Annotated in this window: 14 protein-coding genes and 2 pseudogenes; 12 read left to right on the forward strand and 4 right to left on the reverse strand. The window is 70.9% G+C overall.

Going from position 1 to position 14,305, the window contains the following annotated elements; genetic code table 11:
* Positions 1-23 precede the first annotated feature (23 nt).
* The 6 genes from OG371_RS10555 to OG371_RS10580 all read left to right on the forward strand — a co-directional run bounded on the left by OG371_RS10555 (position 24) and on the right by OG371_RS10580 (position 6,020).
* On the forward strand, positions 24-470 hold the full coding sequence (locus OG371_RS10555) for a DUF4190 domain-containing protein (protein WP_329068026.1): 447 nt from the start codon (positions 24-26) through the stop codon (positions 468-470).
* Between the two features lie 181 nt (positions 471-651).
* The gene (locus tag OG371_RS10560) at positions 652-2,379 is read left to right on the forward strand and encodes a TIGR03767 family metallophosphoesterase (RefSeq protein ID WP_329068028.1); all 1,728 of its coding nucleotides are present in this window, start codon (positions 652-654) and stop codon (positions 2,377-2,379) included.
* 58 nt (positions 2,380-2,437) lie between these two features.
* The gene (locus OG371_RS10565; protein ID WP_329068030.1) at positions 2,438-2,854 is read left to right on the forward strand and encodes a PaaI family thioesterase; all 417 of its coding nucleotides are present in this window, start codon (positions 2,438-2,440) and stop codon (positions 2,852-2,854) included.
* A 56-nt stretch (positions 2,855-2,910) separates the two neighbouring features.
* Positions 2,911-4,173: a peptidase C39 family protein gene (locus tag OG371_RS10570; protein ID WP_329068031.1), complete on the forward strand. Its 1,263-nt coding sequence runs from the start codon at positions 2,911-2,913 to the stop codon at positions 4,171-4,173.
* A 123-nt stretch (positions 4,174-4,296) separates the two neighbouring features.
* Positions 4,297-5,394 carry an S-(hydroxymethyl)mycothiol dehydrogenase gene (locus tag OG371_RS10575; protein ID WP_329068033.1) on the forward strand — a complete coding sequence of 366 codons (1,098 nt, stop codon included), beginning with the start codon at positions 4,297-4,299 and terminating at the stop codon, positions 5,392-5,394.
* 95 nt (positions 5,395-5,489) lie between these two features.
* Entirely contained in the window at positions 5,490-6,020 is a 531-nt protein-coding gene (locus OG371_RS10580) for a gamma-glutamylcyclotransferase (RefSeq protein ID WP_329068035.1), read from the forward strand.
* Here the strand turns inward: OG371_RS10580 and OG371_RS10585 are convergent.
* The 3 genes and pseudogenes from OG371_RS10585 to OG371_RS10595 all read right to left on the reverse strand — a co-directional run bounded on the left by OG371_RS10585 (position 6,013) and on the right by OG371_RS10595 (position 8,462).
* On the reverse strand, positions 6,013-6,330 hold the full coding sequence (locus tag OG371_RS10585; protein ID WP_329073472.1) for a hypothetical protein: 318 nt from the start codon (positions 6,328-6,330) through the stop codon (positions 6,013-6,015). The two genes, OG371_RS10580 and OG371_RS10585, sit on opposite strands and share 8 nt — an antisense overlap.
* A 47-nt stretch (positions 6,331-6,377) precedes the next feature.
* Positions 6,378-6,680, reverse strand: a pseudogene (locus OG371_RS10590) (class I SAM-dependent methyltransferase); the annotation flags it as partial.
* Between the two features lie 162 nt (positions 6,681-6,842).
* A complete protein-coding gene (locus OG371_RS10595) occupies positions 6,843-8,462 on the reverse strand; it encodes an FAD-binding oxidoreductase (protein ID WP_442876097.1) in 1,620 nt (539 codons plus the stop codon).
* A 16-nt stretch (positions 8,463-8,478) separates the two neighbouring features.
* On the opposite strand from OG371_RS10595, the gene OG371_RS10600 reads away from it, so the two are divergent.
* Both OG371_RS10600 and OG371_RS10605 read left to right on the forward strand, forming a co-directional pair.
* On the forward strand, positions 8,479-9,123 hold the full coding sequence (locus tag OG371_RS10600; protein ID WP_329068037.1) for a TetR/AcrR family transcriptional regulator: 645 nt from the start codon (positions 8,479-8,481) through the stop codon (positions 9,121-9,123).
* Positions 9,120-10,655 carry a glycerol-3-phosphate dehydrogenase/oxidase gene (locus tag OG371_RS10605; protein ID WP_329068039.1) on the forward strand — a complete coding sequence of 512 codons (1,536 nt, stop codon included), beginning with the start codon at positions 9,120-9,122 and terminating at the stop codon, positions 10,653-10,655. Before OG371_RS10600 ends, OG371_RS10605 begins: the two co-directional genes overlap by 4 nt.
* Positions 10,656-10,738: 83 nt before the next feature.
* On the opposite strand, the pseudogene OG371_RS47385 reads toward OG371_RS10605, so the two are convergent.
* A pseudogene (locus OG371_RS47385) lies at positions 10,739-10,899 on the reverse strand (transposase); the annotation flags it as partial.
* A 375-nt stretch (positions 10,900-11,274) separates the two neighbouring features.
* On the opposite strand from OG371_RS47385, the gene OG371_RS10615 reads away from it, so the two are divergent.
* From OG371_RS10615 to OG371_RS10630, 4 genes are read left to right on the forward strand one after another with little or no spacing between them, the layout of a single operon-like run.
* Complete coding sequence (locus OG371_RS10615) at positions 11,275-11,544, forward strand: helix-turn-helix transcriptional regulator (protein ID WP_329068043.1); 270 nt, start codon at positions 11,275-11,277, stop codon at positions 11,542-11,544.
* The gene (locus OG371_RS10620) at positions 11,541-12,092 is read left to right on the forward strand and encodes a hypothetical protein (RefSeq protein WP_329068045.1); all 552 of its coding nucleotides are present in this window, start codon (positions 11,541-11,543) and stop codon (positions 12,090-12,092) included. Before OG371_RS10615 ends, OG371_RS10620 begins: the two co-directional genes overlap by 4 nt.
* Positions 12,089-13,006 (forward strand): ABC transporter ATP-binding protein, encoded by a 918-nt coding sequence (locus tag OG371_RS10625; RefSeq protein ID WP_329068047.1) that lies wholly within the window; start codon positions 12,089-12,091, stop codon positions 13,004-13,006. The genes OG371_RS10620 and OG371_RS10625 overlap by 4 nt, the downstream gene beginning before the upstream one ends.
* Entirely contained in the window at positions 13,003-14,196 is a 1,194-nt protein-coding gene (locus OG371_RS10630; protein WP_329068049.1) for an ABC transporter permease, read from the forward strand. The genes OG371_RS10625 and OG371_RS10630 overlap by 4 nt, the downstream gene beginning before the upstream one ends.
* The last annotated feature ends 109 nt before the right edge of the window (positions 14,197-14,305 follow it).

Raw genomic sequence — 14,305 nt, forward strand, 5'->3', positions numbered from 1 at the left:
CCCGCAGAACCAGGAGCTTCCCGATGACCGACCCGTACCAGCAGCAGCCCTACCCCGGCCAGGACCCGAACCAGCCCGGCCAAGCCTACCCGGGCTATCACCCTTCGGCGCCGCTTCCGGTGCCCTACAACGGAGGCCCGTACCCCTCGCCGTACCCGGGCTACGGCGTGCCGATGGTCCCGATGGTCCCGCTGCGCACGAGCGGGCTCGCGGTGGCCGGCATGGTGGTCGGGATCGTCGCGCTGATCAGCTTCTGGGTGCCGTTCTTCGACATCCTCGTGGCCGGCGCGGCGATCGGGCTGTCCTGGGCGGGAATGGTGCAGGGCCGCAAACCGGGCTGGACCGGCAGCGGCATGGGCATCGCGGGCCTGGTGTGCGGCATCCTCGCCGCCATCCCGGGGGTGATCGTGCTGGTGTTCTTCTTCGCCGCCGCGGCCGCCGGCACCACCAGTTGCGCCGCGTACTGCTGAGCCTCCGCCGGGAGAAGCGACCACGACCTTCGGCGGTATGCCGCTCCCGCCCGCCTGTGACAAAGTCCTCGACAATGTCACAATGAACATGAGTGGTCTTCACATTCAGCTCTTCCCTTGTTCATCGGGCCGCCACCGCCGTCCGGCAGCGTGCCGGGCGAGCCGACAACGGGGAGCGAAGATGGCCGAGCTGACCAGGCGGGCGTTCACTGCGGCGGGCGTCGCCGGCGCGGGACTGCTGCTGTGCACCCCGACCGCCAACGCGCTGGACCGGGCCCTGCGCCGCACCGCGACCCGGACCGTGCGCACGACAGGCACGACGCTGGAGCAGGTGGCGGCCCCCGTCAGCCCCGGGACCACGGCGTACACCCGGCTCACCGGCGGACCCGGCTGGCCGCTGGTCGTGCGCTCCGAGCTGGCCGCGCCACAGTCCGGCCGCGACGACCGGCGGCACGCGCTGGGCTCGTTCGTCCAGTTCACCGACCTGCACATCACCGACACCGAGTCGCCCGCGCGGTTCGAGTACCTGCACCCGTTCATCAGCTCGGCGCACCGGCCGCAGGAGGCGCTCGGCACGGTGGCCACGAGCGCGCTGGTGGAGCGGGTCAACAGCGTCGGCGCGGGGCCATTCACCGGGCGCCCGTTCGACTTCGTGGTCACCACCGGCGACAACAGCGACAACCACGAGCTGATCGAGCTGGACTGGTTCCTCACCACTCTCAACGGCGGCGCCGTCACCCCGAACTCCGGCGACCCGAGCCGTTACGAGGGCGTGCAGTCCTCCGGCAACAACGAGTTCTGGAACCCGGCCACGCCGCTCGACGACGACTATTCGAAGAAGGGCTTCCCGCAGCTGCCGGGCCTGCTGGACGCGGCCATCGCGCCGTTCACCGCGCCCGGGCTGGACGTGCCCTGGTACTGCACGTTCGGCAATCACGACGACAGCGTGGCCGGCACGCTGCCCGAGGGCACCCCGGGCATCGACGGCTGGTACACCGGCCGCTACAAGGTGATCGGCAAGGACGAGAGCACCCGCAAGAAGCTGGGCACGGCGATCGCGAACGGCTCCAGCGTCCCGCTCGGCGAGCTGTTCGGCGGCAGCGGCACGATCCGCGAGGTCACCCCGGACCCGCGCCGCCGCCCGTTCAGCACCGCGGAGTTCGTGCAGGCCCACCTCGCCGCGGCGAACACCGGCCCCGGCCCGCACGGGCACGGGTTCACCGACGACAACGCGGACGGCCGGAACGTCTACTACACCTTCCGCATCGCCCCCGGCGTCACCGGCATCAGCCTCGACACGACCACCCAGGGCGGCTTCGCGGACGGCTCGATCGGCCTCGGGCAGTTCACCTGGCTGGAGTCGACGCTCAAGCGCGGCACCTCGGTGTACTACGACTTCTTCGGCGGCAAGGTCACGCACTCGGTCACCGACGAGCTGTTCATCCTGTTCAGCCACCACACCAGCGACACCATGGGCAACCTCCTGCCCGACGGCCGGCACCTGCTGGAGCCGCGCCTGAACGGCGACGCGTTCGTCGGCCTGCTGCAGCGCTTCCCCAACGTGGTCGCCTGGGTGAACGGGCACACCCACCTGAACAAGATCACCCCGCACGTCGGCAAGACCCCGGCGCAGAGCTTCTGGGAGATCAACACCGCCTCCCACGTGGACTTCCCGCACCACGCGCGGATCATCGAACTCGCGGACAACGGCGACGGCACGCTGTCGCTGTTCACCACGCTGATCGAGGCCGATTCCCCTTATGCGGTGGACTATTCCGCGCGGACCCCGGCGGCGCTCGCGTCGCTGTACCGGGAGCTGGCGTACAACGACATCCACGTGAACCTGGGCCGGGTCGGCGCTGACGGGGACCACAACACGGAGCTGGTGCTCACCAACCCGCTCGGGTGAGTGGCTTGACCCTCGGGGTAATGGACCCCGAGCACCCGGACCGGGTTGACTGGGCCGCATGACCGACCCCGAGGGCACCCGCCTGTTCCACCAGACCATGCCGTTCAGCGAGCGGCTCGGCATCGAGGTGCTCGAGCACGGCAAGGAGCTCGTCCGCAGCCGCCTCGCCTGGGACGAGTCGCTCTGCACGATCGGCGGCGCGCTGCACGGCGGGGCGCTGATGGCGCTGGCCGACTCGACCGGCGCCGTCTGCGCGTTCCTCAACCTGCCCGAAGGCGCCCAGGCCACGAGCACGATCGAATCGAAGACGAACTTCCTGCGGAGCGTCCGTTCGGGCTACGCCGTTGCGTCGTCCAGACCACTGCACGCGGGGCGGCGGGTGGTCGTGGTCGAGACCGAGGTGACCGGCGACGACGGGAAGTTGGTCGCGAAAGTGACACGACCCAGGCCGTGCTCTAGCCACCTGTTTACTTAATCGCCGCGGCAGGCAAAAATCCCTGGCTAACAACCGAGCCTGGGGACGGAGCCGGAATGCGCGCACGCGGACTGGTCACGCTAATGTCGATCGCCATGTTGACCGCGGGGGCGACGCAGTACGCCGAAGCCGCGCCGGCACACCCGGCGAACGACGAAGCCATCAACTACCACGAGTGGTCCGGCCCGGCGTACGTCACCGGCCGCTTCGACGGGCTCGGGCTGGGCCCCGGCGGGCTGCGCATCACGCACCCGGCCGGCACGGTCGAGCACAGCGAGCCCGGCCTGGGCACCACGAAGACCTACGACTACGGCACCTGGACCTCCCCGGTTTTCCGGCCGGGCTTCGACGCCACGCAGCTGATCGCGTCGTGGAACGCGCAGACGCCGGCCAAGACCTGGCTGGAGGTCGAGGCCAAGGGCCGCACCTCCACCGGCGTCGAGACCACCTGGTACGTGATGGGCCGCTGGGCCAGCGGCGACAGCGACATCCAGCGCACCAGCGTCGACGGGCAGAGCGACGACAACGCGACGGTCGACGTCGACACGCTCGAGACCAAGACCGGCGTCACGCTGCGCTCGTACCAGCTGCGGGTCAGCCTCTACCGCGAGGCGGGCACCCGCGCCACCCCGACGCTGTCCACGCTCGGCGCGATGACCTCCAACGTGCCGGACCGGTTCGACGTGAAGACCACCAAGCCGGGCGTCGCCAGCGGCATCGAGCTGAAGGTCCCGGAGTACGCGCAGAACATCCACAAAGGACAGTTCCCGCAATACGGCGGGGGCGGCGAGGCCTGGTGCAGCCCGACCTCGACCGAGATGGTCGCCGAGTACTGGGGCAAGAAGCCGACCGCGCAGCAGATGAGCTGGATCCCGTCGGACTACGTCGACCCAGCGGTCGTGTACGCGGCCCGCAACACGTACGACTACGCCTACGACGGCACCGGCAACTGGCCGTTCAACACCGCGTACGCCGCTTCGCTCGGCCTGCGCGGCCACATCACCCGGCTGCACGACCTGAACGAGCTCGAAGGCTACATCGCGCGCGGCATCCCGGTGATCACCTCGCAGTCGTTCCTGTCCTCGGAGCTCGACGGCGCGGGTTACGGCACGTCCGGGCACATCATGGTGGTCGTCGGCTTCACCGCGGCCGGCGACGTGATCGTGAACGACCCGGCGTCCAGCTCCGACTCGCGGGTGCGCAACGTCTACAAGCGGGACCAGTTCGAAAAGATCTGGCAGCGCACCAAGCGCTACACCGACACCGGCAGTGTGGCGGGCGGGCCCGGAGGCGTGGTCTACATCGTCACCCCCGCCTGAAGGCTCGTGAGTGTTTATGACGGTTAGAACCGTCATAAACACTCACGAGTCCGATATGGCGACACGCGCATGATCCGTGATTAGCTGCCCGGGAGAGCAACGGTGCCGGGAAAGGGTGTGCGCATGCCGTACGAGGTCCAGGGAGTCGTGTCGCGGGCGAAGGGCGAGCCGGTCACGCTGGAGACTGTGGTGGTGCCCGACCCGGGCCCGGGCGAGGCGGTCGTTTCGGTCCAGGCGTGCGGGGTCTGCCACACCGACCTGCACTACCGCGAGGGCGGCATCAACGACGAGTTCCCGTTCCTGCTCGGCCACGAGGCCGCGGGCCGGGTGGACAAGGTCGGCGCGGGCGTCACCGACCTCGCGCCGGGCGACTACGTGATCCTGAACTGGCGCGCGGTCTGCGGCACCTGCCGGGCGTGCAAGCGCGGCAAGCCGTGGTACTGCTTCTCCACGTTCAACGCCGAGCAGCCGATGACGCTCACCGACGGCACCAAGCTTTCGCCGGCGCTGGGCATCGGCGCGTTCCTGGAGAAGACACTCGTCCACAGTGGACAATGCACGAAGGTGAACCCGGAGGCCGAGCCCGCGGTGGCCGGCCTGCTCGGCTGCGGCGTGATGGCCGGGCTGGGCGCGGCGATCAACACCGGCGCCGTCGGCCGCGGGGACTCGGTGGCCGTGATCGGCTGCGGCGGGGTCGGCGACGCCGCCATCGCGGGCGCCAGCCTGGCCGGCGCGACCACGATCATCGCGATCGACACCGACGACCGGAAACTGGAGTGGGCCAAGGGTTTCGGCGCCACGCACACCGTGAACAGCAAGGGCCTGAGCGAGGACGCGGTGGTCACCGCGATGCAGGACGCGACCCGCTCGTTCGGCCCGGACGTGGTGATCGACGCCGTCGGGCGGCCGGAGACCTGGCGCCAGGCGTTCTACGGCCGCGACCTGGCGGGCACCGTGGTGCTGGTCGGCGTCCCGACGCCGGAGATGCGGCTGAACGACCTGCCGCTGATCGACTTCTTCGCCCGCGGCGGCTCGCTCAAGTCGTCCTGGTACGGCGACTGCCTGCCCTCGCGCGACTTCCCCATGCTGGTGGACCTCTACCTGCAGGGCCGCCTGCCGCTGGACAAGTTCGTCACCGAGCGGATCGGCCTGGACGGCGTCGAGGCGGCCTTCGAGCACATGCACCACGGCGACGTCCTGCGCAGCGTGGTGGAGTTCTGAGCCTGTTCACCGACGCCGAGTACCCGGCCGACCCGTACCCCGGGACGCGGCCGGACTGCTCGTACGTCCACTTCGACGGCGCTGGCCACGACCTCGTGACGGCGCCGCCGGGGTGGCGCGAGCGCACGCCCGTGCTCGCGTACGGCTCCAACGCGTGCCCGTCGAAGATCACCTGGCTGCGCGAGCACCTCGGGCTGACCGGCCCGGTGGTCGTGCTGAAGGCGCGCAGCACCGGGCTCGCCGCGGTCTGGGCGGCGGGCCTGCGCAAACGTGACGGCCAGCGCCCGGCCACGCTCGCGGCGATGCCCGGCGTCGTCGAGGAGCACGCGGTCTGGTTCGCCACGCCGGACCAGCTCGCGGTCCTGGACGTCTGCGAGGGCCGCGGCAACCGCTACGACCTCGCGCGGCTGACCGCCGCCGACATCCGCCTCGAAGACGGCACCCGGCTCGACGGCGTGCACGCCTACGTTGCGAATTCCGACATCCGTCGCCCCCTGCTCGTCGACGGGCGGCCGGTGCGGGTCGCGGAGGTCGGGCAGGCCCGCGCTGCTGCGCTCACCGGTGTTCCGGCACCTGGCCACGGGGTGCCTTGCGAGGTACTGACGCCGACGCAGACGTTCAGCTGACGCGGGGATCCGGCACAACGCGTAAGGCGAGGAATCCCTTCGGCTGCTGGGTCACCCGCTCGTACCGGACCGGGTCGACGCGCTCGGCCTCGGGCAGCGGCCGCGGCTCGACCAGCCGCTCGATGAGGAATCCGGCCGCGCGCAGTTCCTCGCAGGTTTGCTCCAGCGGGGCCAGCCAGTAGCGGACCTGCCAGCCCTGGCGAAACGTCTCCTCGACCAGGCGCACGTCGAAGTAGTTGCCGCCGTGGCGCAGCCAGTCGCCGGTGGGGTGCAGGCGGGAAAGCACCAGCGCGCCGTCCGGGCGCAGCACCGGCGCAATTCACGCAGCACGGCCACGCGGTCGTCGGCGTACTCCAGCGCCGGCGCGAACAAGACCAGGTCCACCGACGCGTCCGGCAGCCAGTCGAGGCGCTCGGCCAGGTCGTGCACGCGGAACTCGCCTTCGGGGACGCGCTCCCGGGCCAGCTCGATCATGCGCGGGCTCTGGTCGAACCCGGTCACGCTCGCGCCCCGCGCCACCAGCTCCTCGGCGTAGAGGCCCGGGCCGCATGCCGCGTCGAGGACGCGGCGGCCATCGACGTCGCCGAGCAATTCCAGGCAGGCTGGACGGTCATAAAGCGCCTTGACTGTGCCAATAGATACCAAACCGACCGGACGCAAGCAGTCGGTGCAGGTCCGTCACCTTTCCCGGTCGGCTTGCTTCCGGCCTTTTTGGTATGGGCCTTCGCGCGCGTGGTCCAGGAACTCGTCGGCGAACGCGTCGTACTGCGGGGCCGGGCCAACGGTGTCGGTCATCGCCCCAGTTTGCCGCGCCGGCGCGGCTCAGCCGATCAGTTTTCCGGGGTTGAGGATGCCGGTCGGGTCGACCGCGTGTTTGGCCGCGCGCAGCACGTCCACGCCCAGCGCGCCGATCTCCGCCGGCAGGTACGGCGCGTGGTCGACGCCCACGGCGTGGTGGTGCGAGATCGTGCCGAGACCGACGATGGCCTCCGACGCGGCCCGCTTCGCGCGCTGCCACTGGCTGACCGGATCGGCGTCGTCGCGCGAGGTCAGCACGGTGAAGTACAGCGAAGCGCCCGTCTCGTACGCGTGCGAGACGTGGCACATCACGATCGCGCGGCCGAGCGAGGCGGTCAGCGCCGCGCGGACCGCGTCGTGCAGGTCGTCGAGCTTCGACCAGTACGCCGCCGTCTCCAGCGTCTCGACGCAGACGCCGAGGCCCATCAACGCGTCCCGCTGCCGGGGGCCGTTGAACCGGCCGTGGCGCCAGGTCTCGCCGAGCGCGCGGCCGATCCGGAGCGCGCCCGCGCGCCGCAGCACCGCGGCCGTCCGGCGCCGCTTTGCCTGGACGTCACCCTCCCAGCCGACGATCAGCAGGCACGGGTGCTTGATCCCGCGGGCGGCCAGATAACCGCGTAGCAGAGCCGTTTTCCACCCGCCACTCAGCGCGAAAGACACCGCCGTTTCGTCCACATCGGACAGCCGGGTGACGTCCGCCAGCACGTGCTGCTGCGCCAGTTGCCGGACGGCTTCGGCGCCGGCCGCCCAGCCGTCCACGACGTAACCCTCGTAACGGCGCTCCCGAGGCACTGGCCGGACGCGCAGCGCCACCTCGGTGATCACGCCGAGCGTGCCCTCACTGCCGACGGCGAGCTGGCGCAGGTCCGGCCCGGCCGCCGACGCGGGCGCGACCCCGAGCCGCCACTCGCCGCGCGGGGTCGCCAGCCGGACGCCGGCCACCATGTCCTCGAACCGGCCGTACCCGGACGACGCTTGCCCGGCCGAGCGCGTCGCCGCGAAGCCGCCGATGGTCGCCCGCTCGAACGACTGCGGCACGTGACCGAGGGTGAACCCGTGCTCACCCAGCAGCCGCTCGGCCTCGGGCCCGCGCACGCCGGCCTGCAGCACGGCGAGGTGCGAAACCGGGTCGAGCGAAACCAGCTGGTCGAGCCGGGCGAGATCGAGTGCGATCACCGCGGTTTTGTCCCCGCGCAGCGCGGCGACGCCGCCGACCACCGAGGTGCCACCGCCGAACGGGACCACGCCCACGTCGTGGCTCACGCAGGCCTCGAGCACGGCCTGGACCTGCTCCGGGTCGCCCGGCAGCACCACGGCGTCGGGCACCGGCAGGGAATCCTGGTTTTGCGGGTGCTGCCGCCGCAGCAGGTCCAGATAGGACAGACCACTGGCGCGGGCGAGCCGCTCCGGGCCGTCCACCAGCACGTTCTCCACCCCGACCACGGCCGCGAGCGCTTTCAGAGCGGGCTCGGCAAGCGTCGAATCGGTCAATTTCGGGACAGGGTGCTCGTTATGCCCTCGATCCGCCCCCACCCGGCCGATACGCTGGCCGAGCCACCGGACGGCCCGATCGGGCAGCGCGGCGGTGCCAGCGCCGTCGCCGGCCCACGAGTCCCGGATACGGTGGTTAATGAGATCGTTCACGACTATAGTGTGACACATGGACGTGAAACGTCACTCGCAGTCGGAAGACGCTTCTTCCGCGCTCGCGGGCACCCGCAGCCGCCAGACCTCGGCGCGCGTCTCCGACGACGTGCTGCTCGACGCCGCCCGGGAGTGCGTGCTCGCGGTCGGCGTCCGGCGGACCACGCTCGCCGAGATCGCCCGCACCGCGCACGTCAGCCGGATGACGGTGTACCGGCGGTTCCCCGACGTCCGCAGTGTGCTCGCCGCACTGATGACCCGCGAGTTCAGCGGCCTGCTGAAACAGGCGAACCACGCCGGCGACGAGGCGGTGCACGTCCGGGACCGCCTGGTGCGCATCGCTTCGGCCGCGGTCACCGCGCTGTCCGCCGACCCACTGTTCCGCACGCTGCTGGACGTCGACCCGGAGCTGGTGCTGCCGTACATCGTGGAGCGGCTCGGCGCCACGCAGAACTTCGCCGAGCAGGTGCTGCGGCACCTGCTGGAGTCCGGTCACCAGGACGGCTCCATCCGGCAAGCCGAGGTCGTCACGCAGGCGCGCTCGATCCTGCTTGTGGTGCAGTCGTTCGCGTTCTCGCTGCGGCCCGCCACAGCGGACGTCGACGAGCAGGCGCTGCTCGCAGAGTTCCGGCACGTGCTCGACGCTTCGCTGCGGCCGTGAGCAGCGGTTCGCTCAATGCCCGTCGTCGTGAACGTGAGCTGGACCGGCTGACCGGTGGTGAGCGGGTCGACGTGATCGTGGTCGGCGGTGGGGTCACCGGGGCCGGGATCGCGCTGGACGCGGCCGCGCGAGGGCTGTCGGTCGCGGTGGTCGAGGCGCACGACCTGGCGTTCGGCACGTCGCGGTGGTCGAGCAAGCTCGTGCACGGCGGCCTGCGGTACCTGGCCAAGGGCGAGCTGGGGCTGGCGCACGAGAGCGCTGTCGAGCGCGGCATCCTGATGATGCGCACCGCGCCGCACCTGACGCGGGCGATGCCGCAGCTGTTTCCCTTGTACCCCGGCACTTCCCGGGCTCAGCAGGCGGTGATCGCCGCCGGGTTGCACGCGGGTGACGCCCTGCGCCGGGTGGCGCGTACGCCCGCGTCGATCCTGCCCCGGCCGCGGCCGGTCCCGGTGGCCGAGGCGCTCGCGCTGTCCCCCGGGCTCGCGCCGAGCGGCCTGCGCGGCGGACTGCTGGCGTACGACGGCGCGCTGGTGGACGACGCCCGACTGGTGGTGAGCCTCGCGCGGACGGCCGCCTTGCTGGGCGCGCGAATCCTGACGGGGGTGGAGGCGCTTTCGCTGGCCGCGGATCGCGTTCGCGTCCGCGAGGGTTCGGTGGAGTACGACTTGCGCGCCCGCCAGGTGATCAACGCGACCGGAGTCTGGGCGGACACGCTCACGGACTCCGTGCGCCTGCGCCCTTCGCGCGGCTCGCACCTGGTGCTGGCGCCGGGCTCGGTGTCGGTCGGCGCGACTTCGGTGAACGTGCCGGTGCCCGGCGAGACCAACCGTTTTGTGTTCCTGCTGCCCCAGCCCGACGGCCGCGTCTACTTGGGACTGACGGACGAGCCGCTGGACGGCGAGGTCCCGCCCGTGCCGTCGGTGCCGGAGTCCGATGTGGACTTCCTGCTCACGGTCGCCTCCTCGGTGTTGGCGCGGCCACTGACCCGCGCGGACGTGATCGGCTCGTTCGCCGGCCTGCGCCCGCTGATCGCGGGCTCCGGCGGCCGCAGCGCGGACCTCTCGCGCAAGCACGCGGTGGTCACCGGCGCCGACGGGGTCCTGACCGTGGTCGGCGGCAAGCTCACCACGTACCGCCGAATGGCCGAAGACGCCGTCGACGCGGCCCTGACGCACGCGAACCTCCACGCCGGCCCGTCCCGCACCGCCCGCCTGCCCTTGCTGGGCGCCGCACCGCGCGATCGGCTGTCCCTTGTGGACGCCCCCGCGCGCCTGGTGGCCAAGTACGGCACGGAGGCCCCGCGCGTCGCCGCCCTGGGCCAGGTCGAGCCGGAGTTCGCCGCGCCCCTGTTCGACGGCACGGAAATCACCGCGGCCGAAGTGGTCTGGGCCGTCCGCCACGAGGGCGCCCTGACGGCCGAAGACGTCCTCGCCCGCCGCACCCGCCTCTCCCTGGTCCCCGCCGACGCGGCCGCGGCCCGGGCCCGAGTCCAGGAACTGGTCGCGAAAGCGCTCGCCGGGCTCTCCTGAGCGACGGCGCAGCCAGGCGGCACCGCCGGACCGTCCTGAGTGGGCACCGCCTCCGGCAGGCTCCGCGGACGCCTGTCCACGACCAGGTGGATCTTGGTACTCAGCCCGCCGCGGGACCGCCCGAGTCCTTCGCCGTCGAGCACGACGGGTAACGATCGGGCAGGTCCCGCCATCGCGCGCCGGTACGCAGTTTCACAGGGATCGCGTTGATCCCCTGACGGTGATCACGCCACCACCAGCCCTGCGGCACCCGGTCAGAGGTGACAGGTGTTGCGCCTGGGTCTTCGCAGGGGATCGCCGCCGCCGAGGAATACCCGTACGTCGCTTTCACTCCCTCCGACTCCACCTTCGTTATCGCAGCGCCGACCAGCGCGTCGCACTGGTTCGACACCTGGATCAGCAACCGCACCCACTCGGCAAGCTCCGCCCGATCGGCACGCCGGATGTCGGCGAGACCGGGGAGGTGGATCGCAGTAGTGGACACCCCTCAAGATTACCTCGAATTCGAACACATATTCGATACACGATCGGGCTAATCCCACCGCCACGAGACCCACCCAGTCACCCACGGCGTTCACCAGACTTGACGAGTCGTTGGGTTTTTGCAACAGTACGTTGCATGAGCCCGGTAAGACGTGGCAAGGAGCTGCCGATCCACAACCGGCTGCCTGTCCTTCGGGCCGAGCGGGGGCTGAGCCGGGCGGCGCTGGCCGAAGCGGTGGAAGTCAATCCGCAGACGATCGGGGCGCTGGAGCGCGGGGATCACTACCCGAGCCTCGACCTGGCGTTCCGCATTTGCGCGGTGTTCGACCTGCCGGTGGAGGCGGTGTTCAGCCGCGAGCCGTTCGCGCCGCTGTCCACGCAGGTTTATCGAGAGGGGGGAGCATGACGACGATACGGGGGCGCCTCGCCGCCTTCTGGGAACGACAGCTCGACAAGGCCGAGGAGCAGGAAGCCAAGCGGGCGCTGAAACTGCCCACCTGGCGCACCCAGCAGCGAAGGCGTCAGCTCGTCCGCGTGACCTTCGCCGGGGACCTGGTCCTGATCGGCGCGGCGGCGACGATCTCGTTCGTCCCGATCTGGTTGTTCCCGGTGCTGTGGGTCGTGGGGTTCGTGGTCATCGGGGCCGGCTTCGTGCCGCAGCGCATCGTCACCGGCAAGATGAGCGACAGCTTCTCGCGGGTGCTCGACGAGCGGGAGCGCGAATGGCGCCACCGCACCACTTTCCTCGCCTACCAGGTGATGGTCTACCTGATGCTGATCGCGCTGTTCTACGGGCTGGCCATGATGCGCCAGCCGGACGGCGCGGTCCGCGGCGTGACGATGCTGGCCGCGCTGCTGGTCACCGGCTCCACCCTGCCGTCGATGATCCTCGGCTGGACGCTGCCGGACGACGATCCCGAAGACTGGCTCGACGGACAGGGGGAACCGGCATGACCGGGCCGGCACTCGAGATCGACCGGATCTCCAAGCGGTACGGGAAAAAGGTCGCGCTCGACGAGGTCTCGTTCGACGTGCGCGCCGGTGAGCTGTTCGGGTTCGTCGGCGGCAACGGGGCGGGCAAGACCACCACCATGCGGATCGCGCTGGGGGTGCTGGCCGCCGACGCCGGGGAGGTCCGGTTCGGCGGGCAGCCGATCACGCACGAGACGCGCACGAGCATCGGCTACATGCCCGAGGAGCGCGGCCTGTACCCGAAGATGAAGGTGCTCGACCAGCTCGTCTACCTGGCCGAGCTGCACGGGCTCAGCACCAACGAAGCGCACCGCGGCGCCGAGCTGTGGCTGGCCCGGCTCGGCCTCGGCGAGCGGCGCAAGGACGAGGTGCAGAAGCTCAGCCTCGGCAACCAGCAGCGCGTGCAGCTCGCCGCCGCGCTGGTGCACGACCCGGCCGTGCTGGTGCTCGACGAGCCGTTCTCCGGCCTCGACCCGCTGGCGGTCGACGTGATGAGCGGGGTGCTGCGCGAGAAGGCCGCGAACGGCGTGCCCGTGGTGTTCTCCAGCCACCAGCTGGAACTCGTAGAGCGGCTGTGCGACCGCGTCGGGATCATCCGGAATGGACGGATGGCCGCCGTCGGCACGGTGCCCGAGCTGACCCGCGGCGCGAGCAGCCGGCTGCTCGTCACGGCGCCGGGCACCCGGCCCGGCTGGGCTTCGACGGTGCCGGGCGTGCGCGTCCTCGAAGAACGCGGGCCGACCACCGTGCTGGAGCTGACCGCGGGCGCGGACGATCAGGCCGTGCTGGCTGCCGCGCTGGCGACCGGGCCGGTCACGGAGTTCAGCCGGCAGCGCCGTTCGCTCACCGAGCTGTTCCGCGACGGCGACGCGACGAAGCAAGGAGACGCGGCATGAACCGCATCAGCCCCGCGCGCGCCGTCCGGCTGGTCGCCAAGCGGGAACTGAACATCCGGCTGCGGACGCGCTCGTTCGTCGTGAGCACCGCGGTGCTGCTGGTACTGCTGTGCGGTTACGTTGCGCTGCAAGCGTTCCTCGCCAGCTCCTCCAGCACGACGACGATCGCCCTCACCGGCCAGGCGCAGGGCATCGCCCAGGAATTGCAGGCGGCCGGCGCACAGGCCGGGGACAAGTTCGAGACCGTCACCGCGGCGTCCGAAGAGGACGGACAGGCCCAGGTCCGCTCCGGCGATGCGGACGCGCTCGTGTCCGGCAGCGCATCCCGGCTCCGGGTCACCGTCAAGTCCACACTGGACACCAAACTGCAGGCCGTGCTCGACGGAATCGTGCAGCAGCAAGTGCTCGACGCGCAGCTGTCCGCCGCCCACCTCGACCCGGTTCAGGTGCGTCAGACGGTCTCGGCAGCGCACGTCGACGTCGCGCCGCCGCTGGAGCCGCGCGACTCGGACCACGGGCAGCGGCTCGTGATCGGCATCGTCGTCGCGATCCTGCTGTACATGAGCATCATCACCTACGGGATGCTGGTCGCCCAGGGCGTGGTGGAGGAGAAGTCCAGCCGCGTGGTGGAGATCCTGCTGTCCACCGTGCGGCCGTGGCATCTGCTGCTGGGCAAGGTGATCGGGCTCGGCCTGGTCGGGCTGGCCCAGCTCGGCATCCTCGCCGTGGTGGGACTGGCCGTGGCCACCGGGACCGGCGTGCTGTCGTTGTCCGGCGTCGCGGCGGGGGCCGCCGTCTGGGGCCTCGTCTGGTACCTGCTGGGATTCCTGTTGTACGCCATGCTCTACGGCGCCGCGGGCTCGCTCGTCTCGCGGCAGGAGGACACCCAGACGGTGGTGGGGCCGGTGAACATCGCGCTGATCATCGGGTTCATCGTGGGGATCAACCTGCTCACGCAGTCGCCGGACGGCACGGCGACGCGGGTCGTCTCGCTGATCCCGCTGCTTTCGCCGGTCCTGATGCCGGCGCGGATCGCCACCGGCGCGGCGGCGCCGTGGGAGATCGTGACGTCGCTGGTGCTGACGATCGCCACGATCGCGCTGGTCACCTGGCTGGGCGCGCGGATCTACCAGAACGGCGTGCTGCGCGTCGGCAGCCGTGTGAAGCTGGCCGACGCCCTCCGCCGCTGACCCGGACTCGTGAGTGTTTATGACGGTTAGAACCGTCATAAACACTCACGAGTCCTTACCCCTAGGTGGCCGGCCCCGGGTATCTCCCCGATGGCGAACCGGACGGGAG

This window comes from Amycolatopsis sp. NBC_01480 (assembly GCF_036227205.1).
Taxonomy (GTDB): domain Bacteria; phylum Actinomycetota; class Actinomycetes; order Mycobacteriales; family Pseudonocardiaceae; genus Amycolatopsis.